The sequence below is a fragment of the Myceligenerans indicum genome, from assembly GCF_016742955.1.
GTDB lineage: Bacteria > Actinomycetota > Actinomycetes > Actinomycetales > Cellulomonadaceae > Myceligenerans > Myceligenerans indicum.
In genome coordinates this window covers 42,275-63,749 of the sequence record NZ_JABBYC010000021.1, presented here as the reverse complement: position 1 = coordinate 63,749, position 21,475 = coordinate 42,275, and the positions used below count along the sequence as shown (strand labels likewise).

The window sequence follows — 21,475 nt, the reverse complement described above, 5'->3', positions numbered from 1 at the left end:
AGATGTGTATAAGAGACAGCCAACGACGCGACGTGGGACGTGTACGCGCAGGTCGGCCCGGATCCATCGTCGGACTTCGGCGTGGTCGCGACGCTCAGGCCGAAGCGCGGCCGGCGCCGAGGTCCGTGCGGCCGCAAGCGTGGCCCGCTCCGGGGTCCGCGCGGCTGCCGCCCGAAGCCTGCGACGCGACCGGACGTGCCGAGGCGCGGCACGGTGCGCGGCACGTACGATTCTCCGGTGAACCAGCAGCAGTCCGCCCCGGATCTCTCCCGCTTCCGCACGTCCCCGGTGAGCTTCGCGTCGCGCTCCGGCCGGCTGACCACCGGGCAGCAGCGGGCCTGGGACACCCGGCGAGGCTTCTACCTGGTCGAGGCGCCCCGGCACGTGGGGCGGATGTCGGTGGACCCCGCCTGGCAGTTCGACGCCACCGCCGTGTTCGGCAGGACGGCGCCGCTCGTCCTGGAGATCGGATCGGGTCAGGGGGACGCGATCGTCGCGGCGGCCGCCGCGGACCCGGACCGTGACCACCTGGCCGTCGAGGTGTACCAGCCGGGCGTCGCGCAGGTGATGGTGCGGGCCGACCGCGCCGCCGAGGAGCGGACGCCGGGCACCGAGCCGGCCGGCCTGCCCAACCTCCGTGTCATGCAGGTCAACGCCGCCGAACTGCTGGACACGGCCATTCCGGCCGGATCGCTCGCCGAGGTCTGGACCTTCTTCCCCGACCCGTGGCACAAGTCCCGCCACCGCAAGCGGCGCCTCGTGGACCCGGCGTTCGCCGAGAAGGTCATGCGCGCCCTGCGTCCCGGCGGCGTCTGGCGGCTCGCGACGGACTGGGCGGAGTACGCCGACCAGATGCTCGACGTGCTGGAGGCCGCCCCCGGCCTGCGCAACGCGCACGGGCCGCGCGCCGCCGCACCTCGCTTCGAGGGCCGTGTCGTCACCGGCTTCGAGCGCAAGGCCCACAAGGCGGGCCGCGACATCACGGACCTGACCTACGTCCGGGCCTGACCTCGGGGCGCAGCGCACGGCGCTCCGTCGTGGCGTGGACGGCCGACGCCGCGTGGATCGGGAGTCGGTCGTCGCGCACGTCAGGCGACGCCGTCGCGCACGTCAGGCGACGTCGGCGTCCGCGGCGGCCAGGCGGCGCTCGCGGGCGTTGAGCGCGCCCGTCGCCATGCCGTAGATCGCCGCCGCGCCGAGCACCTGCACCAGGACGTCGTCGAGCGAGAGGTTCCGGCCACGGCCCAGGACGCCCTGGAGGACCTCGTCGGCGCCCGCGATCACGGCGGCGGCGACCACGACGCGCCACCCGGACGCGAGCGCCGTCCAGCGCAGCGGCGCCACGGCGGCGAACGGTGCGAGCAGCAGGAAGTTCCCCGCCACGACGGCCACCTGCGGTGGCACCTGGGTGAGGCCGTACCGGGGAATCCAGGTCGTGAACCAGTGGTCGAACGTCGCCGCCAGGTCCGTGAACGGGACGAGGTTCGGCGACAGCGTGCCGGGGCTCGCGTGGATCCCCAGCGTCACCCAGACGTAGACGACGGCGTGCAGCGCGAGGACCACGTCGAGGATCCAGCCCGCCTCGGCGGCGCGCTCCGCGTCCGCGCGGAGGCTCGCGTGGTGCACGATGGCGACCGCGGCCACCACCAGGCTGACCACGATCGCGAACGGGGCGAGGTCGAGTCCGCCGAGGACTCCGGTCATAGGTGCTCCTGAGCAGTCAGTGCTGGACGAACCAGACCAAACCTACCGGCTCTCGTCGCGTCCGAGCCGCACCGTCCGCTTCCAGTTCGTGCCGTACTTCTGCAGGTGCACGCGGGTGCGGTCGGCCCGGAAGAGGTCGTGCGCGTACTCCACGGGCGTGCCCTCGACGTCCCAGGCGACCCGCCAGATCGAGAGCAGCGCGGAGCCCTCCGGCACCGCGAGCACGGCCGACTGCTCGGCCGTCGCGGGCACGGCCTCGATCGTCTCGTCCGCGTGATCGAGCTCGAGCTCGTACACCGAGCCCAGCACACGGTAGAGCGACCCCGTCAGGTCCCGTGACAGGAGCCCGGGGAACCGTGACGCCGGCAGGGTGGAGTGGTCGAGCGACCAGGAGACTCCGTCGACGAGGCGCAGCCTCCGCACCCGCACGACGACGGCCCCGGCGTCGAGGGCGAGCCGGCGCCGTTCGTCGGGCTCCGGGACGCCGACCTCGGCCCGGAGCACGCGTGTCGAGACCGAGCGGCCCTGGTGCAGCACCATGTCGGGCACACCCTCGACCGTGTTGAGGTGACGCTGGATGCGTCCGTCGTGGAAGAAGAGGCCGCCCGTGCGGCCGATCGCGCGGCGCACGGTCCCCTCCTGCTCCAGGCGGTCGATGGCCTGGCGCAGGACGGTGCGGCCCACGCCGAGACGCTCGGCGAGGGCCCTCTCGTTGCCGATCTGCTCGCCCGGGTGGAAGCGCTCCGCGCGGCAGAAACGGACCAGTGCGGTGTAGGCGCGTTCGGCGGCACTCCCGCCGGCAGCCCGCGTGTCCTCCCCGCTCATGAGTCGCATCCTAGGCAGGTCGCGGAGCGTCGCCTCTCAGGCCCCGAGCGCCGTGAGCGACGCGTCGAGCGCTGAGACGAGCTGGTCGATGTCGGTGGTCCGGAACGCGAGCGGCGGGCGCAGCTTGAGCACGTTGCCGTGCGGGCCCGCCACCGAGGTCAGCACCCCGCGCTCGCGCAGTTCCTCGAGCACCGCCAGGGCGAGGTCGCGGTCGGGCGTGCGCAGTTCGGCGTCGGCCACGAGCTCGAACCCGATGAAGAGGCCCGCTCCCCGCACATCGCCGACCGAGGGGTGGGCCGCCGCGAGGCCCCGCAGCTCGGCCAGGAGCTCGCGGCCGACGACGCGGCTGTGCTCCTGCAGGCCCTCCTCGCGGATCGTCGTCAGCACCGCCTGTGCCGCGGCCATCGACACGGGGTTGCCGCCGAAGGTGTTGAAGTAGGGGACGCGATCGCTGAAGGCCGCCAGGACGTCGGCCTTGGCGACGAGCCCCGAGACCGGGATGCCGTTGCCCATCGGTTTGCCGAGCGTCACGACGTCGGGCACGACCCCGTGCCGCCGGAACCCCCAGAAGGCGTCACCCGTGCGTCCGAATCCGGGCTGCACCTCGTCCGCGATGACGATGCCGCCCGCGCGGTGCACGACCTCCACGGCCTCGGCGAGGCAGCCGGCCGGACCGGGCAGCACGCCGTCCGACGAGAAGATCGAGTCGGCGATGAAGCCTGCCAGCTTGATGCCGTCGGCCTCCATGCCGGCGATTGCGGCCCGCACGCGGTCGGCGAACCAGCGGCCCACGTCCACGCCGTCGCGGCCGGCGGCCTCCAGCGCCGCCGAGCCGGGCGCGCCGAGACGGTAGGCGTCGGGGGCCGGCACGAGTCGCGTCGTCGGCGCGATCGGCTGGCCCGCGCCGAGGGCGGGAGACACCCCCGAGGTCAGCTCGCTCGTGCCGTGGTACGCCTCGGTCGTGGCGATCATGCCCTCGCCGCCGCTGTACGCCTTCGCGACCCGGATCGCGAGGTCGTTCGCCTCCGAGCCGGTGCACATGTACATGGCCTTGTCGAGGCCGGGCGGCATCGTGGTGAGCAGCTCGTCGGTGTAGTCGAGGATCCGCTCGTGCAGGTACCGGGTGTGCGTGTTGAGCTGCTGCATCTGCTCGGTCACGGCGGCGACGACGGCCGGATGGCAGTGGCCCAGGCTCGCCACGTTGTTGTAGGCGTCCAGGTAGCGACGGCCGTCGGCGTCCCACAGGTAGGCGCCCTCACCGCGTACCAGGTGCACGGGCCTGCGGTAGAAGAGGCGGTACGAGGCGCCGAGCACGGCCTCCCGGCGGCCCGTCAGCTCGCGGGTCCGCAGGTCGAGCGCCTCGGCGTCCTCGGCCCGGAAACTGTTGGTGTCCATGATGGTGGAGCGGATGGCCATACGGCGCTCCTCGGTGTGGCGGTAGGTGTGGTCCGTGCGGTGCCGGGTCGGCAGCCGCCGGTCGTGCCGGGGAACCCATCCCTCGAGACGATGTGTCGATGCGTTCAGCCTCCTCCTGACGGGCGCCCGCCGGAACGGCCCGCGGTGACGCGTGGGTTACGAAGGCGGCTTCGCGCATGAATGGTTTGTGTCACGACACCGCCCGCGTTTCGGCCTGGTGAATTCCGGCCGCCACCGCTGGAACACGGGGCGGATGCCATGGCAGGCTCTGCGGCGGAACCCACCCTCCTCACCCGCTGAGGAGATCCCATGACCGCCGTGACCGGCACCCCCGGCACCCCCGCGACCACCGACCACGCCGGCGCCGCACCGCTCGCCGCGTTCGACGGACTGCTGCGTGGTGACCCTGCCCCCGACTGGATCGCGACCGCCGTCCACGAGGCATGGTCCCTGGACCCCACCCGCACCGAGATCCGGCTCATCGCCGTCTCCGAGAACGCCACCTTCCGTGTCGACGTCGACGACGTGCCGTACGCGGTGCTGCGGGTGCACCGTCCCGGCCACGTCGGCGACACCCGCCAGATCGAGGGCGAGCTCACCTGGGTGCGCCGGCTCGCGGACGAGTGCGACGTGACCGTGCCCGACGTCGTGCCCACCACCTCCGGAGCCCTGGTGCTCACCGTCGACGGCGCGGGCGGAACCCGCTGGTTCTGCGTGGCCTTCGCCTTCGTCACCGGCGAGATCCTCGAGGACCTCGCCGACCCGCGTCCCTACTACGCCGAGATCGGTGCGATCACCGCCCGGCTGCACGACCACCAGGCGGGCTGGTCGCGGCCCGACGGCTTCACCCGCTTCTCGTGGACGCTCGGCGACATGCTCGGCACGACGAGCCGCTGGGGCGACTGGCGCGACGCGGCTCTCACCCCACCCCAGCGCGAGGTGCTCGAGGCCGCCGAGAGCGCGGCCCTCGCCGAGCTCGCGGACATCGCGACCGACGACGCCGGCTGGGGGCTCGTCCACGCCGACCTGCGGCCCTCGAACATCATGATCCACGAGGGCGCCCTCACGGTCATCGACTTCGACGACTGCGGCTTCTCGTGGCTGCTCTACGACTTCGCCGCCGCGCTGTCGTTCATCGAGCACGAGCCCTACGCGTCCGACATCGCCCGGAGCTGGGTCACCGGATACCGGACCGTGCGGACGCTGTCCGCGCGCGACCTGGAGCACGCCGCCGCCCTGAGCATGGTCCGCCGGCTCACGATGCTCGGCTGGACCACCACGCACCGTGCCGACGCCCTGCCCGCCGAGCTCTGGGACGCCCAGATCCCCGGGTCCGTGCTCGTCGCCCGGCGGTATCTCGAGAACCGCACCTGGCTGTTCGCCTGAGCCGCCGGCGGCCTCGCGGCACCCCGCCACGGTGACGCTCCGCCGCCCTGCTCCCTTTGACGCGTCGCGGCGTCCCTCGCCGCGGCTCATCCCGCCACGACACCCCCATCGCGACAGGCCTTGTCGCGACACACCCCCTGGAGGCACCACCCATGACCGACCTCGTCACCCCCGCCGAGCCGAAGGACCCCGGCACGACCTACTTCGAGCAGCGCTCGCTGCGCCGCGGCGCCGTCGGCTGGCTGCTGCTCGCAAGCCTCGGCATCTCGTACGTCATCTCCGGCGACTTCTCCGGCTGGAACTTCGGCCTCGCCGCGGGTGGCTGGGGCGGGCTGCTCATCGCCTTCGTGCTCATGGGGGTCATGTACTGCTGCATGGTGTTCGGCCTCGCGGAGATGTCGTCGTCGCTGCCCGTCGCGGGCGCCGGCTACGGCTTCGCCCGGCGGGCCCTCGGACGGCTCGGCGGGTTCGCGACGGGACTCGCGATCCTCATCGAGTACACGATCGCCCCCGCCGCGATCGCCGTCTTCATCGGCGGGTACGTCGAGAGCCTGGGGCTCTTCGGCATCACGGACGGATGGCCCGTCTACTTCGCCTGCTTCCTGGTCTTCGTCGGCATCCACCTCGTCGGTGTGGGGGAGGCCCTGAAGGCGATGTTCGCCATCACCGCCGTCGCCGTCGTGGCCCTGGTCGCGTTCGCGGCCGGAATGATCCCGCACTTCGACGTCTCCCACCTCTTCGACATCGCCCCGACGGACGCCGCGGGCGCCTCCGCCTTCCTTCCCCACGGCATCCCTGGAGTGGTCAGCGCTCTCGTCTTCGGCATCTGGTTCTTCCTCGCGATCGAGGGCGTGCCGCTCGCCGCCGAGGAGGCCGACAACCCGCAGCGCGACATGCCTCGCGGCATCATCGTCGCGATGGCGGTGCTGGTCGTCACCGGTCTGCTCGTGCTCGTGCTGGCTCCGGGCGGCGCGGGCAGCGCCCTCGTGGGAGAGTCCGGCAGCCCGCTGCCCGACGCCCTGCGCGCCGTCGGCAGCGACGGGCTCGCGGTCTTCGTCAACTACGCCGGGCTCGCGGGCCTCGTCGCGAGCTTCTTCTCCATCGTGTACGCGTACTCGCGCCAGCTCTTCGCGCTCTCCCGGGCCGGCTACCTGCCCACGTGGCTCAGCCGCACCAACGCGCGCATGACACCCACCTGGGCGCTGATCGTGCCGGGGGCGATCGGCTTCCTGCTCGCCGCGATCGTGCGGGACGGCGACAAGCTCATCAACATCGCCGTGTTCGGTGCGGCCGTCTCGTACGTGCTGCTCAACCTCTCGCACATCGTGCTGCGCCTGCGCGAGCCGGACCTGGAGCGGCCCTACCGGACGCCCGGCGGCGTCGTCACGACCGGCATCGGCCTGGTGCTCGCGGTCGTCGCACTCGTCGCGACCTTCTTCGTCGACATCCAGGCCGCCGGTGTCACCGCAGTGGTCTTCGTGCTCGGGCTCGCCTACTTCGTGGTCTGGGGCAACCGCCATGTCGTCGGATCCGCTCCCGAGGAGGAGTTCGCGCAGCTCGCCCAGGCGGAGGCAGGGCTGCGGTAGCGGGGGCCGCTACCGCGGGCCGGCGCCGTCGTCCGGGCGCTCCAGCCGGATCACCAGCGACTTCGACGCCGGGGTGTTGCTCGTCTCGGCGGTGTGGTCCAGGGGAACCAGCACGTTGGTCTCGGGGTAGTAGGCGGCGGCGCAACCCTTCGCGGTCGGGAAGGCGACCACCCGGAATCCGGCTGCCCGGCGCTGCTGGATCCCGGTGCCGCGGCTCGGCTCGGCCGTCGCGCCGGTCTCGTCCCGCCTTCGTGGGCCGTCCGACCGCCCGGCCCTGCCCGGCCATTCCGACACGAGGTCGACCGTCTCGCCGTCCGCGATGCCGAGCTCCTCCAGGTCGTCCGGGCTGACGAACACGACGCGACGCCCGCCCCGGACACCGCGGTAGCGGTCGTCGGTCCCGTAGATCGTCGTGTTGAACTGGTCGTGGCTGCGCACCGTCTGCAGCAGCAGCCGCCCTTCCGGAACGCGCACCACGTCCAGCGGGTTCACGGTGAACCTGGCCTTCCCGGTCGCCGTGGGGAACTCGCGCGTGTCCCGGGGCGGGTGCGGCAGCACGAACCCGCCGGGCTCCGCGACGCGACGCTCGAAGTCCTCGAAGCCCGGCACCACCCGGGAGATCGACTCGCGGATCCGCGCGTAGTCGTCGGCGAACTCCTCCCACGGTGTCGGGTCCTCGGGTCCCAGCACGCGCCGGGCCAGGTCGGCGATGATCGCCGGCTCGCTGCGCAGCAGGTCCGACGCCGGTCGCAGCGTGCCGCGCGAGGAGTGCACGACGCTCATGGAGTCCTCGACCGTCACGAACCGCGCGACCGTTCCCGGGGCGGCGCCCCGCCCGCGGTCGCCGTCGTCCCCGGGACCACGGACGTGCCGGCGATCGCCGTCGTCCCGTTCCGTGCGGCCGAGGCAGGGCAGGATCAGGGACCTGTGGCCCGGGACGACGTGCGAGCGGTTGAGCTTCGTGGAGACGTGCACGGTCAGCGGGACGCGGCGCAGGGCCCCCTCGGTGAGCGCGCTGTCGGGGGTGGCCGCCGCGAAGTTGCCGCCCATGGCCATGAAGACGTCGATCCGGCCGTCGGCCAGGGCGCGGATCGTGTCGACCGTGTCGTGGCCGGGCTCGCGTGGCGGGTCGAAGCCGAACTCGGCGCCGAGCGCGTCCAGGAACGCCGCCGGCGGGCGCTCCCAGATGCCCATGGTGCGGTCGCCCTGCACGTTGCTGTGCCCGCGCACGGGGCAGGCGCCCGCGCCCGGCCGCCCCACGTTGCCGCGCAGCAGCAGGAAGCTGACCACCTCGCGGATCGTGGCGACGGCCTGCTTGTGCTGGGTCAGCCCCATGGCCCAGCACACGACCACGTTCCGCGCTGCGACGACGTCGTCCACGAAGCCCTCGATGTCGGAGCGGTCCAGGCCCGTGGCGGCATCGACGTCGGACCAGGACAGCGCCTGCCAGGCCGCGGCGGCCTCGTCGAAGCCGTCCGTGTACCGGGCGATGAAGTCGTGGTCCAGGACCGGTGCGCGGCCGGCGGCGCGGGCGTCGTCGTCCCGCTCCACCAGCAGGCGGTTCACGGCCTGGAACAGGGCGAGGTCGCCGGCGAGCCGGACCTGGAGGAACCTGTCGGCCAGCCGTGTCCCGCGGCCCACGACGCCGCGCACGCGCTGCGGGTTCCGGAAGGTCTGGAGCCCTGCCTCGGGCAGGGGGTTGATCGCCACGATCCGCGCGCCCCGGTCCTTGGCGGCCTCCAGCGCCGTGAGCATGCGCGGGTGGTTGGTCCCGGGATTCTGCCCGACGACGACGATCAGGTCCGCGTGATCGGTGATGTCGGCGAGGGACACGCTGCCCTTTCCGATCCCGAGGGTCTCGGTCAGCGCCGAGCCCGACGACTCGTGACACATGTTGGAGCAGTCCGGCAGGTTGTTGGTGCCGAGCCGGCGCGAGAGGAGCTGGTAGAGGAACGCCGCCTCGTTGCTGGTGCGGCCTGAGGTGTAGAAGGCGGCGCGGTCGGGCTCACCCGCGTCGCGCAGGGCGCGCAGTTCGCCGGCGACCAGGTCGAGCGCCTCGCCCCACGAGACGGGACGGTAGTGGTCGGCGTCGGTGTCGCGCAGCATCGGTTCGGTGAGCCGGCCAGACTTGCCGAGCCGGTGGTCCGTCCAGGTCGCCAGCTCGTCGATGGAGTGCTCGGCGAAGAACGCGGCATCGGCACGGCGGCGCGTGGCCTCCTCGGCGACGGCCTTGGCGCCGTTCTCGCAGAACTCGGCCAGGTGCGGCTTGCCGGGCTCCGGCCAGGCACAGCCGGGACAGTCGAAGCCGCGGTGCTGGTTGACCAGGCGCAGCGCCTTCAGTCCTCGGCCGAGACCGGGCTCCTCGACGACGTCGGCCATCGCGTGCACGACGCCGGCCACCCCGGCGGCCTCGTGCTGCGGTGGCCCCACGTCCAGCGTGGGCTCCGGGGACTGGCTGCGGGCGTCGTCACTCACGCCAGTGACTCTACGCCGCGGGACACTGGGGGCATGGGAGTGAGCAGCGAACGGCGGAGGGTGGTCCGGGTGCGTGCCGGGGACGGAGCCGCCGAGCCGGTGCGGTCGGCGCGGCCCGACACGCTCGCCGTGGAGGAGCCGCTGATGGTGCGCCTGGTGCGGGGTGGTGGGCCGGTGCGGTCGCCGTCGTCGGCGGGACCGGTGGCAGAGCCGCTCACGCTCACGATGCGCACACCCGGGCACGACTTCGACCTGGTGGCCGGGTGGCTCGTGGGAGAGGGAGCCGTGGCGGCGGCGTCGGACGTCGTCGGTATGAAGGCCTGCCAGGAGGAGGAGAACACCCTCGACGTCGCGCTCGCGCACGGCGTCGTGCCGCCGCGGCCGCGGGCGCATCTGACGACGAGCGCGTGCGGGGTCTGCGGGTCGGACACCGTGGTCGAGGTGGCCGGGGCGCTGCGATGGCCGGTGGCGGGGGACACGGTGACGGTCGCCGCGGACGTCGTCGCCGCTCTCCCGGACCTGCTGCGCGAACGGCAGAGAGCGTTCGACCGCACCGGCGGGCTGCACGCGGCCGGCCTGTTCACGGCCGACGGCGAGCCCCTGTACGTCCGGGAGGACGTGGGACGGCACAACGCGGTCGACAAGGTGGTCGGAGCCGCCCTGCGCGACGGTCGCCTGCCCGCCGGCGGGACGGTGCTCCAGGTCAGCGGGAGGGCGTCGTTCGAGCTGGTGCAGAAGGCCGTGCGCGCCGGGATCCCCGTGCTGTCGGCGATCTCGGCGCCGTCCACGCTCGCCGTCGACCTGGCCGACGAGTGCGGCCTGACACTGCTCGGCTTCGTGCGGGGCGGATCGATGAACGTCTACACGCGGGCGGACCGGTTGCGCTGAGCCGGGACGGAGCGCACCGGGAGGTACCCGGGGGCGTAAATGCCTGGCCCGGAGCACGACGCCTCACGAGACTGTCCGCATGCGCATCATCGAGGCTCCACACCCACCGTCGCCGGACCATGCCGACGCCTGGGCCTACCACGGCATCGCGCGGATCGCGCAGGCCGTGTCCCTGGAGACCTGGGGCGTGGCCGACACGGCGCTGAGCGCCGACGACGTCCACGTCACCATGTCCAACCAGCAGTACGCGGACAAGATCCGCCTGGTCGCCGTGGAGGACGACGGCGGGGCTCCGGCGGTCCTCGGGCACGCGATCCTCGTCATGCCGACACGGGCCAACACCCACCTGGTCGTCGTTCCCGAGCTGGAGGTGGCACCGGATGCCCGCGGGAACGGCGTGGGACGGGCGCTCGCCGAGGCGAGCATCGATCGCGCACGAGCCGCGGGCCGCAGCACGATGCTGTTCAGCGTGGACTTCGGCGAGGAGGACCCGGACGAGACCGAGTGGGTGACGGCGTCGTCGGGCAAGGGGCGCATCGCCGCGGGCCTGCCCGGGGTCCGGCTGGCGCGGTCGCTCGGCTTCGAGTGCGCCATCGTGGAGCGCAAGTCGCTCCTGGAGCTGCCGCTCGCGCCGGGTGTCGTCGAGGCGTTCGAGGCGGAGAGCAGGGTGGCCGCGGGTGACGCCTACCGCCTGCACACCTGGCACGACCACGTCCCGGAGGAGTGGATCGACGCCTACGCCGCCCTGGAGACGGCTCTCGGCGCCGACGAGCCCCGCGGGGACCAGGACATCGAAGCCGACCCGTGGGACGCCGAGCGGGTCCGGATCGCCGACGCGCAGCACGCCGCCCGGGGCAACGGGTACGTCGCCACGGCCGCGGAACACGTCGCGACCGGTGAGCTCGCGGGCATGACGATGCTGATCCACCCGAAGGACGAGAAGCACGAGTACGCCGAGCAGGACGCGACGGTGGTGCTTCGGGCCCACCGCGGCCACCGGCTCGGCATGCTCGTCAAGGCGGTCAACGCTCAGGCCCTGCTCGAGGCGAAGCCGAACGCCAAGCGCGTGTGGACCTGGAACAACGAGGAGAACCCGCACATGCTGGCCATCAACGTGGCGATGGGTTTCCGCCCGGCGGGAGGCTGCGCGCAGATGCAGCGCTCGATCTGACCGCCCAGCCTCCCGACGTCAACGCCCCGCCGCCTGGACCCGCTCGGTCACGAGCCGGGCCGCGACCGCCGCGCCGTCGGTGTGGACCCGGCGTGCCACGTCGGCGGCCCGGGTCCGGGTCCCGGGGGACAACGCGGTTCCGAGCGCGGACGACAGGGACTCGGTGGTCGGGACGGGGCCGTCGTGGGCCGCGCCGATGCCCAGGGCGGCCACACGGCCGCCCCAGTACGGCTGGTCCGCCACCTGCGGCACGACGACCTGGGGTGCTCCGGCCCGTGCGGCCGTCATGGTCGTGCCCGCACCCCCGTGATGGACGACGGCGGCGACGCGGGGGAACAACGCCTGCTGGTTCACCTCGTCGACGACGTGGCAGTCCTCGCCCTCGCCTGCCAGCTCGGCCCAGCCTCTGCCGACCACGAGCCGGAGACCTCGTGCCCGGACCGCCTCGAAGCACGCCCGGGCGGTCTGCTCCGCGTCGCGCAGCGGCATGCTGCCGAACCCCACGTAGACCGGGGTGCCCCCCTCCCGCAGGAAGGCTTCCAGGTCGCCGGGCAGAGGGCGCTCGTCCGTGCGGGTCCAGGCGCCCGTCTGCGTCACGTGGTGGCCCGCGGTGGGCTGCCACGGCCCGAGTACCGGGTCGGAGGCCAGCAGCGTGCGGTCCCCGAGGATGAGATCCCGGACGCTGCTCGTGGGTGTCAGGCCGACCGACTCGCGCAGCGCGTTGACCGATGCGCCGAAGAGCCCCTGCAGATGCTCGGAGTTGCGGTCCCACAGCTCCTGGTTGTCCGTCCCTTCCTCGGGCGGGTCCTGGCCCGGCCAGGGGGCGGGCGGGTGGTGGGGCGAGGGAACGAAGCTCGTGGAGAACGTGGCGCCCAGGTAGGGAATGCCGAGCCGTTCGGCCGCCGCCTGCACCCCGGCCTGCATCCCGATCACCCCGGCGCACACGACCGCGTCGCAGGGGCCGTCCGCGGTGACCGCCTCGTAGGCCATGCCTGCCAGCTCGGCCGTGATCTCGGGCAGGGTCGTCGGTGCCTTGCCGGCCAGCAGTCCCTTGGCCAGTGCGCGGATCGGCCAGCCGACGGGCACCGACGCGACGCCCGCGTCGTCGAGCAGCCCGGTGAAGTCCGGGGGTACGCAGACCCGCACCTCGGCGCCCAGCTCTCGCAGTGCCTGCGCGAGCCCCACCATCGGCTCGACGTCCCCGCGCGACCCGTAGGTCGTCAGCAGTACCCGCATCGTGTTCATCCCCCCGTTTTTCGGCCGGCCGCGCCGGCCGGTCCGGTGACTCCCGGCCGTGCGACCGGTCCGGTGATTCTGCGGGAGGAGGGGGGCCTTGCGGCAAGACCCCTTTGGCGCTATATGTTGAGAGTGGCGGGGAGATCAGGTGGCTCCCCGCTTTCCTGTGTCTCCTGACTCTCCTCGCCTCCGCCCGGTCCCTCTGCCTGATCTTCTGCCGGGGCCCGGGCCGACGCGACGCATGTCGGTGTCTCCTGGCATGATCTGTTGCGGCCTGCGGAAGCAGAGCCGGTGGATACGACGAGGTAGGGGACAGTGCTGAGCATCAACGCGCGCATCGCCGAGGAGCTGGGTGTCCGGGAGAACCAGGTCACCGCCGCGGTCGGCCTGCTCGACGACGGGGCGACGGTCCCGTTCATCGCCCGGTACCGCAAGGAGGTGACGGGCACCCTCGACGACGCACAGCTGCGCACGCTGGAGGAGCGGCTGCGCTACCTGCGCGAGCTGGAGGAGCGCCGGGCGGCGATCCTCCAGTCGATCGACGAGCAGGGCAAGCTGACCGACGAGCTGCGTGCGCAGATCCTCACCGCGGACACGAAGTCCCGGCTGGAGGACATCTACCTGCCCTACAAGCCCAAGCGGCGCACCAAGGCGCAGATCGCGCGCGAGGCCGGGCTGGAGCCCCTCGCCGACGCGCTGTTCGGCGACCCCTCCCTCGACCCGGAGCAGACGGCAGCGGCCTATGTCGACGCCGACAAGGGCGTGGCCGACGTCAAGGCCGCCCTCGACGGCGCCCGCGCGATCCTGGTCGAGCGCATGGGGGAGGACGCCGACCTCATCGGCACGCTGCGCGAACGCCTCTGGGCGCGCGGGCGCATGGTCTCCAAGGTGCGTGACGGGGCCGCCGACAAGGGTGCCAAGTTCGCCGACTACTTCGACTACTCCGAGGACCTCACGAGCCTTCCGTCGCACCGCATCCTCGCGATGTACCGCGGCGAGAAGGAGGAGGTCCTGGACCTGGTGATCGACCCGGAGCCGGACGCCGAGCCCGGGGTGCCGACGTCGTACGAGGCGGAGATCGCCGGCAGGTTCGGCATCGCGCAGCAGGGCCGGCCGGGTGACAAGTGGCTCGGGGACACCGTGCGCTGGGCGTGGCGCACCAAGATCCTCGTCCACCTGGGGATCGACGCCCGGCTGCGGCTGCGGACCGAGGCGGAGGACGAGGCGGTGCGCGTCTTCGCCATGAACCTGCGCGACCTGCTCCTCGCGGCGCCCGCCGGGTCGCGGGCCACGATGGGGCTGGACCCGGGGCTGCGCACGGGCACCAAGGTCGCCGTCGTCGACGCGACGGGCAAGGTGGTCGACACCGCGACGATCTACCCGCACGCACCGCGGAACCGCTGGGACGAGTCGCTCGCCACGCTCGGCGCGCTCGTCGCCAAGCACCAGGTGGAGCTGGTCGCGATCGGGAACGGCACCGCCTCGCGCGAGACGGACAAGCTCGCCGCCGAGCTCGCGAAGAACCTGCCGGGCCTGACGAAGGTCATGGTGAGCGAGGCGGGTGCGTCGGTGTACTCGGCGTCGGCGTTCGCGTCGGCGGAGCTCCCCGATCTGGACGTGTCACTGCGCGGAGCCGTGTCCATCGCGCGGCGGCTGCAGGATCCTCTCGCGGAGCTCGTGAAGATCGACCCGAAGTCGATCGGTGTGGGCCAGTATCAGCACGACGTCACCGAGACCAAGCTGTCGCGATCGCTCGACGCCGTCGTGGAGGACTGTGTGAACGGTGTGGGTGTGGACCTGAACACGGCGTCCGCGCCCTTGCTGTCGCGCGTCTCCGGGATCACCAGGACGCTGGCCGAGAGCATCGTGTCGCACCGGGACGCGAACGGGCGGTTCGCCTCCCGGTCCGGTCTGAAGGACGTGGCGCGCCTCGGGCCCAAGGCCTTCGAGCAGTGCGCGGGCTTCCTCCGGATCCGTGGCGGCGACGAGCCGCTGGACGCCTCCTCGGTGCACCCGGAGGCGTACCCGCTGGCGCGGAAGATCGTCGCGTCGGCCGGCTCGGAGGTGACCGGGATCGTCGGGAACCAGGGCGCGCTCAAGGGAGTGAAGCCCACGGACTTCGTGGACGACCAGTTCGGCCTGCCCACCGTGACCGACATCTTCGCCGAACTGGTCAAGCCCGGCCGGGATCCCCGGCCGGAGTTCACCACGGCGGCCTTCACCGACGGTGTGGAGACGGTGTCGGACCTCGTCCCGGGGATGATCCTGGAGGGCCAGGTGACGAACGTCGCCGCCTTCGGTGCGTTCGTGGACGTGGGCGTGCACCAGGACGGGCTCGTGCACGTGTCGGCGATGTCCAAGCGGTTCGTCGAGGACCCCCGCGACGTCGTGAAGTCGGGCGAGGTCGTGAAGGTGAAGGTGCTCGACGTGGACGTGGCGCGCAAGCGGATCGCGCTCACACTGCGCCTGGACGACGAGATCGGAGCCGGGGGCGGCACCGGAGGCCGAGGCGCGCGCGGCGGCGACGGAGCCGACGGCGGACGCGGCTCCGGTGGCCGGAACGGTGGCGACGGCAGGAACGGTGGAGACGGCAGGAACGGTGGTGGTCGCGGCCGGGGCAACGGCGGACGCGAAGGTCGCGGAGGCAAGGGCCGGGGAGGCCAGGGCGGCAAGGGACAGCCCCCGGCGAACACCGCCATGGCGGACGCGCTGCGCAGGGCCGGGCTGGCCTGATCGGGTGGTGCGGGATCTCCGCCGGCTCCGCGCGGAGCCGGCGGAGATCCCGCGGCGCGCCTCGCGCGCCCGTTCCCGAGGTCCGTTCCTGAGGCCCGTTCCTGAGGCCCGTCCCCGTGGCCCGTCGTACCGGTGGCCGTGCCGGTTTCGGGCGCGGTGCCTACGATTGTCGCAGCAGCCGCGATGATCGGGAGCCTCCATGCAGATCAAGGACAGGACCTTCGTGGTCACGGGCGGCGGCAACGGTATCGGGCGCGAGGTGGTGCTCTCCCTCCTGCGCGGCACTGCCAGGGTGGCCGCCATCGACCTGAGTGAGCCGGCGCTCGCGGAGACCGCGAAACTGGCCGGTGCCGGGGACCGGCTCACCACCCATGCGGTCGACATCGTGGACCGGTCCGCGGTGCTCGCGCTGCCCAACATCGTCGCCTCGTCGCACGGCCCGGCCGACGGGCTCGTCAACGTCGCCGGGATCATCCACGAGTTCAAGCCCGTCGTGGACCTGCCCTTCGAGGTCGTCGAGCGGGTCATGAACGTCAACTTCTGGGGCACGGTGAACACGACCAAGGCGTTCCTGCCCGCGCTGCTGGACCGGCCCCAGGCGGCGCTGGTCAACGTGTCCAGCATGGGCGGCCTCGTGCCCGTACCCGGACAGAGCGCCTACGGCGCGAGCAAGGCCGCGGTCAAACTCTTCACGGAAGGTCTCATCGCCGAGCTCAAGGGAACGTCCGTACAGGTCTCGGTGGTGTTCCCCGGGGGCGTCGCCACGGACATCACCGCACACTCCGGCGTCAAGGCGCCACCCGTGTCCGGTGATCAGGAGAAGGCCATGGCGAAGCTCACCACACCGCAGGAGGCCGCGCGCCAGGTCGTCTCGGCGGTCTGGACCGGGCGGCGGCGCGTCATCATCGGAGGCGACGCCCGCATGCTCGACAGGCTCGGGCGGCTCATGCCCACCCGAGCCATCGACATCATCGCCGACCGGATGAAGAACCTGGTGAAGTGACGGTGCCGTCCTGCCCGGCGGGTGGTGCCCCACCCACCGGGCACGGCAGGAGTCACTGGGTGGCGAGCGAACCGTCCGAGCTGAAGACCAGTCCGAGGGTGATCTCACCCTGCTTCAGGGCCTCCTTGGTGAGCGGCCCGCCGGCGTCGAGCGAGCGGAACTCGCTGAAGGTCATCCCGTACGTCTCCTCCAGCCCCGGCTGGCAGAACGGGCGCTCCGTGCACTCCGGTCCAGCGCCGAGGATCAGGCCGTCGCAGGCCTGGGCGAGGTCGGACAGGGTCTCCACGCCGTGCTCCTGCGCGAACGCCGTGGTCACCGCGAACGCGTTCTGGTCCTGCGCGGCCGACGGCTCACCCACCGCGAGGCCCACCTGGTCTCCGAGCCCCCGCAGGCCCTCCACGGTCGCGTCGAGGTCACTGCTGGCGACCGGGGTGGCGTCGGGCCCGTTGACGTCGAGGTTGATGAACTCCGTCAGCGTTCCCACGTACTCGGGCACCACCTGGACCTGCTCGCCCTTCTCGAGCGCGGGCAGGTACGCCTCGCGGTTGCCGATCGTCGTCACCTCCGCGTCGTAGCCGGCGGCGTCGAGCACCTCGGCGTAGATGTTGCCGAGCGTCGCGCTCTCGGCGAAGTCCGCGGCGCCCACGGTGATGGGGCCGGCGTCGTCGGCCTTCTCGACCTCGATGCCCGCGGAGGCCACGAAGTCCGCGGCGACCTCCTGGGACGTCTTGCGGTCGATGTCGACCGCCCGGTTCAGCCCGATGAGCGTGTCCGTGTCGAGCGCGGCGGACACCTGGTCGAGGAGGCCGACCAGCTCGGGGTGCTGCTCGGCCGTGTCGGCGTTGACCGCCGGGATGATGTTGTCGACGGTCTGGAGGTGCTGGTCGTCGCCGAGCACCACGATCTCGTCGCCCGCGACCGGTTCGCAGGTGGCGGCGACGTCGGTGCCGTCGGTGGCCGTATCACCCCCGGCGGAGCCGGGCTCGCCGCACGCCGTGAGGACGGTGAGGCTGACGACGGCGGTCGCCGCGCCGAGAAGGCGCAGGGGGGTGGACAAAGGGGTGCGTGCGAGGCGCATCGTGACTCCGGTCTGCTGTGTACACGTGTTCTACGGGGTCGAACTGTCCTATTCGATCGTGACCGGAGCGCGCTGGCAAGAGGGCTCGCGGCCGCCCGGCTCAGATCCGTCCGACGATCGCGTCGGCCATCAGGCCGAACGCGTCGACGTCGCCGGCCAGCTGCATCCACAGCGACGGCTCGGTGAGCTCCAGCTCCATGACCATCGGCGTGCCGTCGTCGCCGGTGACGAGGTCCACGCGCGCGTACAGCAGCGCTTCACGCGCGCCGAGCTCCGCCTGGGCCACGTCGAGCGCCCTGCGAGCCACCTTGATCTGCTCGTCGGACGGCGAGAAGGGGCGCATCTCCTCCATCGCGTACAACCCCTGCGTCGGCCGGACCGGGCCGTTCAGCAGGGCGTTGCGGCGCACGGAGTGGGTCAGCTCACCGTCGAGGAACACCAGGCAGGCCTCGCCGGCCGTGTCCACCGAGGTGACATAGGGCTGGATCATCACCCAGCGGCCGCCGTCGAGGAGGCTCTTGGCGTGCTCGATCGCCAGGGCACGCGACTCGGCGGAGACCGGCTGGTAGCGCCCGGTGTCGTGGGCGCCGATGCTGACCACGGGCTTGACCACGAAGTCGCCGAACGCGGGCATGCGCGTGTGCACGGCACGCTTGGACAGATGCTTCTCCGGGTCGAGCCAGATGGTCGGGATCACCGGGATGCCCGACGCCTCGAGCGTTCGCAGGTAGCGCTTGTCCGTGTTCCACTCCAGCACGTCCGCGCAGTTGAGCAGTTTCGGGACCGTCTTGGCCCACCTGACGAACTCGTCCCTCCGGGCCGAGTAGTCCCACGTGGAGCGGACCACGACGAGGTCGTACGCCGACCAGTCCACGTCGGCGTCGTCCCAGACGGCGGGCTCGGCGTTCACGCCGCGCTCCGCGAGGGCGGCGACCAGCGGCTGGTCGCCCTTGTCGAGCTCGGGCAGGACGGAGCAGGTGGCTAGTGCCACGCGGCGGTTCTCAGTCACATTGCGAGGGTAGCGGCGTCGTGTGACGGGCGTCTTACAGGGCTCACGTACCAGACGCGCGGGGTCCTCGCGCGGGGCCCGGCGGGGTCCGCGCCGTCCGTGCCGGCGGGTGCGGCCCGCCTCCCGCGGGACGGTGAGCGCCGGCCGTCACCGCCGCCTGGTGTCCACGCGCAGGGGTTCGGGGGTCACGAACCGTTGCGCCACCGCGAGGACGCCGTCGAGCACCAGTGCCAGTGCGGCCACGAGCATTCCGCCCGCGAGCACCTGGCCGTAGCGTTGCGTGCCCATCCCGAACGCGATGATCTGCCCGAGCCCGCCGCCACCGGCGAGTGCCGCGAGCGGGATCGTCGCGACGACCTGCACGATGGTCGTGCGCAGCCCGGCGGCGATGAGGCCGGTGGCGAGCGGAAGCTCGACCTGGAGGAGGACGCGGGTGCCGGTCATTCCCATGCCCCGGCCCGCGTCGCGGGCGGCGGGGTCGGCCCCGCGCACGCCCTCGTACGAGTTCGCCAGGAGCACCGGTACCGCGAAGATGGCCGCTGCCACGACAGTGGCCGTGTCACCGAAGAGACCGCCCGCGGCGAGCAGCAGGATGATGCCGAGGGTCGGCATGGCGCGTGTGGCGTTGCCGAGCGTGACCATGGCGCCGGCCCCGCGGCCCGTGTGCCCGAGCCAGGCCCCGAGCGGGATCGCGAACACCGCGGCGAGCGCGACCGCGATGGCGGTCATGGCCAGGTGCTCCGCGCCCAGATCGATGATCCCGCCGCGCCGGGTCCAGGTCAGGGGGTCGTTGAGCCACAGCAGGGCCTCGTCCAGGACGTTCACGGGCGCCCCCGTTCACGCCAGGGCGTGAGGGCGCGCCCCCCGGCCCAGATCGCGACGTCGAGCACGACCGCGAGGAGGACGCAGGCCAGCGTCGCCGACAGGATCTCCGCCCGGTAGAAGTTGTTGCGGAAGCCGCGGAACATCAGCTGTCCGAGCCCGCCGTAGCCCACGACGACGCCGACCGTGACGAGGGCGACGGTCGAGACGGTGGCCAGGCGCAGGCCGGCGATGACCGACGGCAGGGCGTTCGGCAGCGACACGCGGAGGAGCACGCGCAGCCTCCCGTAGCCGAGCCCGCGCGCGGCATCGAGCACCGCGGGGTCGACGCCGTCGATCCCCGCCACCGTGTTGCGCAGGATTACGAGCAGCGCGTAGACCACGAGGCCGATGAGGACCGGCGTGCGGCCTATCCCCAGGAACGGCGCCAGGATCGCGAACAGCGCGAGGCTGGGCACCGTGTAGAGCACGGCCGCGGTGCCGATCACGGCCCCGGACATCCAGCGGATCCGGGAGACCAGGATGCCCAGCGGCACGGCGATCACGGCGGCGATCGCGACCGCCTGGACGGTGAGCAGGGCGTGCTGGACGGTGTACGCCCAGAGGGTGTCCGCGTTCTCGACCACGTAGGTCCAGGAGAACCAGGGGTTGGCGGCCATGGCGAGGACGCTACCGCGAGTGGCTGACGTCGACGGCCTCGCGCGCGCAGGCGGAGCACCGGGGCGTGGTGGTCTTCCTCACCGTCCCCGTGGCGACGCGGGTGCCCGGCTTGCCGCAGGGTGTCTCAGCGGGCAACCGCGCTCTCCAGGACGTCGGCGAGTGCGCGCAGATGCCGGGCGACGTCGCGCCCGAGCGGTGTGAGCTCGTACTCCACGCGCGCGGGGATGACGTCGATCACGTCGCGGATGATGAGGCCGTCGCTCTCCAGGGTGCGCAGGTTCTGCGACAGCATCTTCTCGCTCACGCCGTCGACGCGCCGCCGCAGGGCGTTGAAGCGGGTCCGGCCGTCGAGCAGGGCGAGCAGGGCGAGAGAGGCCCATTTGGAGGTGACGTCGTCGAACACCGCGCGCGAGTCGCAGTCCCGCGCGAACACGTCCGCCACGAACGCGCTGCTGGGTTCCGCGGCGTCGGCCGCCTGCTGCGCCATTCCTGCCTCCCCGGTAGATCTCCTGCCGGGGACCAGCTTACAGTGCAACCTTGTTGTAGGGTACTTTCGAAAGGTAAGTACAACCGAAGGGGAATCGGATATGTCACACGTCTACGCGGTCACGGGAGCGTCGGGACAGCTCGGGCGCCGGGTGGTGGCGGAGCTGCTCGATCGCGGGGTCGACGCGAGCCAGGTGGTCGCCGTGGTGCGCACGCCGGACAAGGTGCAGGACCTCGCCGCACGCGGCGTGCAGGTACGCGAGGGCGACTACGACCGGCCGGACACCCTGACCGCCGCGCTGACGGATGTCGACCGCGTGCTGCTGGTCTCGGGCTCCGAGATCGGTCAGCGCGTCCCACAGCACACGGCCGTGATCCAGGCTGCCGCGAAGAACGGCGTCGGCCGCGTTCTGTACACGAGCATCCTGAAGGCGGGCGAGACCGGTAACCCGATCGCTCCCGAGCACGTGGAGACCGAGAAGGTCCTGCGGGCGTCCGGCGTCCCGTACACGATCCTGCGCAACAGCTGGTACATCCAGGTCTACACGGACCAGGCGGAGCAGTACCTGGCCACCGGCAAGATCCTCGGAGCCACGGGCGGAGCCACCATCTCGGGCGCGTCGCGCGACGACTACGCGGCCGCCGCGGCCGCCGCGCTGCTCGACGACACCGACGGCAACCGGGTGCACGAGCTCGGTGGCCCCGGCTTCACGATGTCCGACCTCGCCGCCGCGATCACCGAGGCCACGGGCACCGACGTCACGTACGAGGACCTGGCCCCCGAGGCATACCGGGAAGCCCTGCTCGGAGCCGGGCTCGACGAGGGCACGGCGGGCTTCCTCGTCGCCCTCGACGGGTCCATCGCCGCAGGCGAACTGGTCACGGACAGCGACGGCCTGCGGAGCCTGCTCGGGCGCGACCCGGTCTCGGTGCGGGACACCGTCCGGGCGCAGCTGGGCTAGGCGGTCCGGTCGCCGCCGGGCAGGCCCGGCCGCGA

Annotated in this window: 18 protein-coding genes; 8 read left to right on the top strand and 10 right to left on the bottom strand. The window is 72.4% G+C overall.

Annotated features, from left to right (window positions below; all coding sequences use genetic code 11):
* Positions 1-237: 237 nt before the first annotated feature.
* Positions 238-1,008 (top strand): tRNA (guanosine(46)-N7)-methyltransferase TrmB, encoded by a 771-nt coding sequence (trmB, locus tag HGK34_RS12640; protein ID WP_307815936.1) that lies wholly within the window; start codon positions 238-240, stop codon positions 1,006-1,008.
* 102 nt (positions 1,009-1,110) lie between these two features.
* Here the strand turns inward: trmB and HGK34_RS12635 are convergent, their stop codons facing one another.
* From HGK34_RS12635 to HGK34_RS12625, 3 genes are read right to left on the bottom strand one after another with little or no spacing between them, the layout of a single operon-like run.
* Positions 1,111-1,704, bottom strand: coding sequence for a VanZ family protein (locus tag HGK34_RS12635; protein WP_201847792.1), 594 nt, complete (start codon positions 1,702-1,704; stop codon positions 1,111-1,113).
* A gap of 42 nt (positions 1,705-1,746) precedes the next feature.
* Complete coding sequence (locus HGK34_RS12630; RefSeq protein WP_201847790.1) at positions 1,747-2,529, bottom strand: GntR family transcriptional regulator; 783 nt, start codon at positions 2,527-2,529, stop codon at positions 1,747-1,749.
* Positions 2,530-2,565: 36 nt separating this feature from the next.
* Entirely contained in the window at positions 2,566-3,945 is a 1,380-nt protein-coding gene (locus HGK34_RS12625) for an aspartate aminotransferase family protein (protein ID WP_201847788.1), read from the bottom strand.
* Positions 3,946-4,254: 309 nt separating this feature from the next.
* On the opposite strand from HGK34_RS12625, the gene HGK34_RS12620 reads away from it, so the two are divergent.
* The gene (locus HGK34_RS12620; protein WP_201847786.1) at positions 4,255-5,331 is read left to right on the top strand and encodes a phosphotransferase enzyme family protein; all 1,077 of its coding nucleotides are present in this window, start codon (positions 4,255-4,257) and stop codon (positions 5,329-5,331) included.
* Between the two features lie 152 nt (positions 5,332-5,483).
* Positions 5,484-6,917: an ethanolamine permease gene (eat, locus tag HGK34_RS12615; RefSeq protein ID WP_201847784.1), complete on the top strand. Its 1,434-nt coding sequence runs from the start codon at positions 5,484-5,486 to the stop codon at positions 6,915-6,917.
* A 9-nt stretch (positions 6,918-6,926) separates the two neighbouring features.
* Here eat and HGK34_RS12610 read toward each other — a convergent pair whose 3' ends face one another.
* Positions 6,927-9,392 carry an FdhF/YdeP family oxidoreductase gene (locus HGK34_RS12610; RefSeq protein WP_201847782.1) on the bottom strand — a complete coding sequence of 822 codons (2,466 nt, stop codon included), beginning with the start codon at positions 9,390-9,392 and terminating at the stop codon, positions 6,927-6,929.
* A 33-nt stretch (positions 9,393-9,425) separates the two neighbouring features.
* Between HGK34_RS12610 and fdhD the strand changes: the two genes are divergently transcribed.
* Positions 9,426-10,280, top strand: coding sequence for a formate dehydrogenase accessory sulfurtransferase FdhD (fdhD, locus tag HGK34_RS12605; RefSeq protein WP_201847780.1), 855 nt, complete (start codon positions 9,426-9,428; stop codon positions 10,278-10,280).
* Positions 10,281-10,359: 79 nt separating this feature from the next.
* Complete coding sequence (locus HGK34_RS12600) at positions 10,360-11,451, top strand: GNAT family N-acetyltransferase (protein WP_201847778.1); 1,092 nt, start codon at positions 10,360-10,362, stop codon at positions 11,449-11,451.
* Positions 11,452-11,469: 18 nt separating this feature from the next.
* Here the strand turns inward: HGK34_RS12600 and HGK34_RS12595 are convergent, their stop codons facing one another.
* Positions 11,470-12,687 (bottom strand): glycosyltransferase, encoded by a 1,218-nt coding sequence (locus tag HGK34_RS12595; protein WP_201847776.1) that lies wholly within the window; start codon positions 12,685-12,687, stop codon positions 11,470-11,472.
* Between the two features lie 315 nt (positions 12,688-13,002).
* Here HGK34_RS12595 and HGK34_RS12590 point away from each other — a divergent pair, with 315 nt between their 5' ends.
* Positions 13,003-15,420, top strand: coding sequence for a Tex family protein (locus HGK34_RS12590; RefSeq protein WP_201847774.1), 2,418 nt, complete (start codon positions 13,003-13,005; stop codon positions 15,418-15,420).
* A 199-nt stretch (positions 15,421-15,619) separates the two neighbouring features.
* Positions 15,620-16,423 carry an SDR family NAD(P)-dependent oxidoreductase gene (locus tag HGK34_RS12585; RefSeq protein ID WP_201847772.1) on the top strand — a complete coding sequence of 268 codons (804 nt, stop codon included), beginning with the start codon at positions 15,620-15,622 and terminating at the stop codon, positions 16,421-16,423.
* 52 nt (positions 16,424-16,475) lie between these two features.
* Here the strand turns inward: HGK34_RS12585 and HGK34_RS12580 are convergent, their stop codons facing one another.
* The 5 genes from HGK34_RS12580 to HGK34_RS12560 form a co-directional block, all read right to left on the bottom strand.
* Positions 16,476-17,501: a glycine betaine ABC transporter substrate-binding protein gene (locus HGK34_RS12580; protein WP_201847770.1), complete on the bottom strand. Its 1,026-nt coding sequence runs from the start codon at positions 17,499-17,501 to the stop codon at positions 16,476-16,478.
* A 100-nt stretch (positions 17,502-17,601) separates the two neighbouring features.
* Positions 17,602-18,510, bottom strand: coding sequence for an ATP-grasp domain-containing protein (locus tag HGK34_RS12575; protein WP_201847768.1), 909 nt, complete (start codon positions 18,508-18,510; stop codon positions 17,602-17,604).
* A 147-nt stretch (positions 18,511-18,657) separates the two neighbouring features.
* A complete protein-coding gene (locus HGK34_RS12570; RefSeq protein WP_201847766.1) occupies positions 18,658-19,335 on the bottom strand; it encodes an ABC transporter permease in 678 nt (225 codons plus the stop codon).
* A complete protein-coding gene (locus HGK34_RS12565; RefSeq protein ID WP_201847764.1) occupies positions 19,332-19,991 on the bottom strand; it encodes an ABC transporter permease in 660 nt (219 codons plus the stop codon). Before HGK34_RS12565 ends, HGK34_RS12570 begins: the two co-directional genes overlap by 4 nt.
* A 125-nt stretch (positions 19,992-20,116) precedes the next feature.
* Positions 20,117-20,479, bottom strand: coding sequence for a winged helix-turn-helix transcriptional regulator (locus HGK34_RS12560; RefSeq protein ID WP_201847762.1), 363 nt, complete (start codon positions 20,477-20,479; stop codon positions 20,117-20,119).
* A gap of 100 nt (positions 20,480-20,579) precedes the next feature.
* Here HGK34_RS12560 and HGK34_RS12555 point away from each other — a divergent pair, with 100 nt between their 5' ends.
* On the top strand, positions 20,580-21,440 hold the full coding sequence (locus tag HGK34_RS12555; protein WP_201847760.1) for an SDR family oxidoreductase: 861 nt from the start codon (positions 20,580-20,582) through the stop codon (positions 21,438-21,440).
* Positions 21,441-21,475: the final 35 nt, after the last annotated feature.

Excerpts from the sequence above, each read along its gene's own strand:
- HGK34_RS12635 (WP_201847792.1), bottom strand. The coding sequence starts at position 1,704 with ATGACCGGAGTCCTCGGCGGACTCGACCTCGCCCCGTTCGCGATCGTG.
- HGK34_RS12630 (WP_201847790.1), bottom strand. The coding sequence starts at position 2,529 with ATGAGCGGGGAGGACACGCGGGCTGCCGGCGGGAGTGCCGCCGAACGC.
- HGK34_RS12625 (WP_201847788.1), bottom strand. The coding sequence starts at position 3,945 with ATGGCCATCCGCTCCACCATCATGGACACCAACAGTTTCCGGGCCGAG.
- HGK34_RS12620 (WP_201847786.1), top strand. The coding sequence starts at position 4,255 with ATGACCGCCGTGACCGGCACCCCCGGCACCCCCGCGACCACCGACCAC.
- eat (WP_201847784.1), top strand. The coding sequence starts at position 5,484 with ATGACCGACCTCGTCACCCCCGCCGAGCCGAAGGACCCCGGCACGACC.
- fdhD (WP_201847780.1), top strand. The coding sequence starts at position 9,426 with ATGGGAGTGAGCAGCGAACGGCGGAGGGTGGTCCGGGTGCGTGCCGGG.
- HGK34_RS12600 (WP_201847778.1), top strand. The coding sequence starts at position 10,360 with ATGCGCATCATCGAGGCTCCACACCCACCGTCGCCGGACCATGCCGAC.
- HGK34_RS12595 (WP_201847776.1), bottom strand. The coding sequence starts at position 12,687 with ATGCGGGTACTGCTGACGACCTACGGGTCGCGCGGGGACGTCGAGCCG.
- HGK34_RS12585 (WP_201847772.1), top strand. The coding sequence starts at position 15,620 with ATGCAGATCAAGGACAGGACCTTCGTGGTCACGGGCGGCGGCAACGGT.
- HGK34_RS12580 (WP_201847770.1), bottom strand. The coding sequence starts at position 17,501 with ATGCGCCTCGCACGCACCCCTTTGTCCACCCCCCTGCGCCTTCTCGGC.
- HGK34_RS12565 (WP_201847764.1), bottom strand. The coding sequence starts at position 19,991 with ATGGCCGCCAACCCCTGGTTCTCCTGGACCTACGTGGTCGAGAACGCG.
- HGK34_RS12560 (WP_201847762.1), bottom strand. The coding sequence starts at position 20,479 with ATGGCGCAGCAGGCGGCCGACGCCGCGGAACCCAGCAGCGCGTTCGTG.
- HGK34_RS12555 (WP_201847760.1), top strand. The coding sequence starts at position 20,580 with ATGTCACACGTCTACGCGGTCACGGGAGCGTCGGGACAGCTCGGGCGC.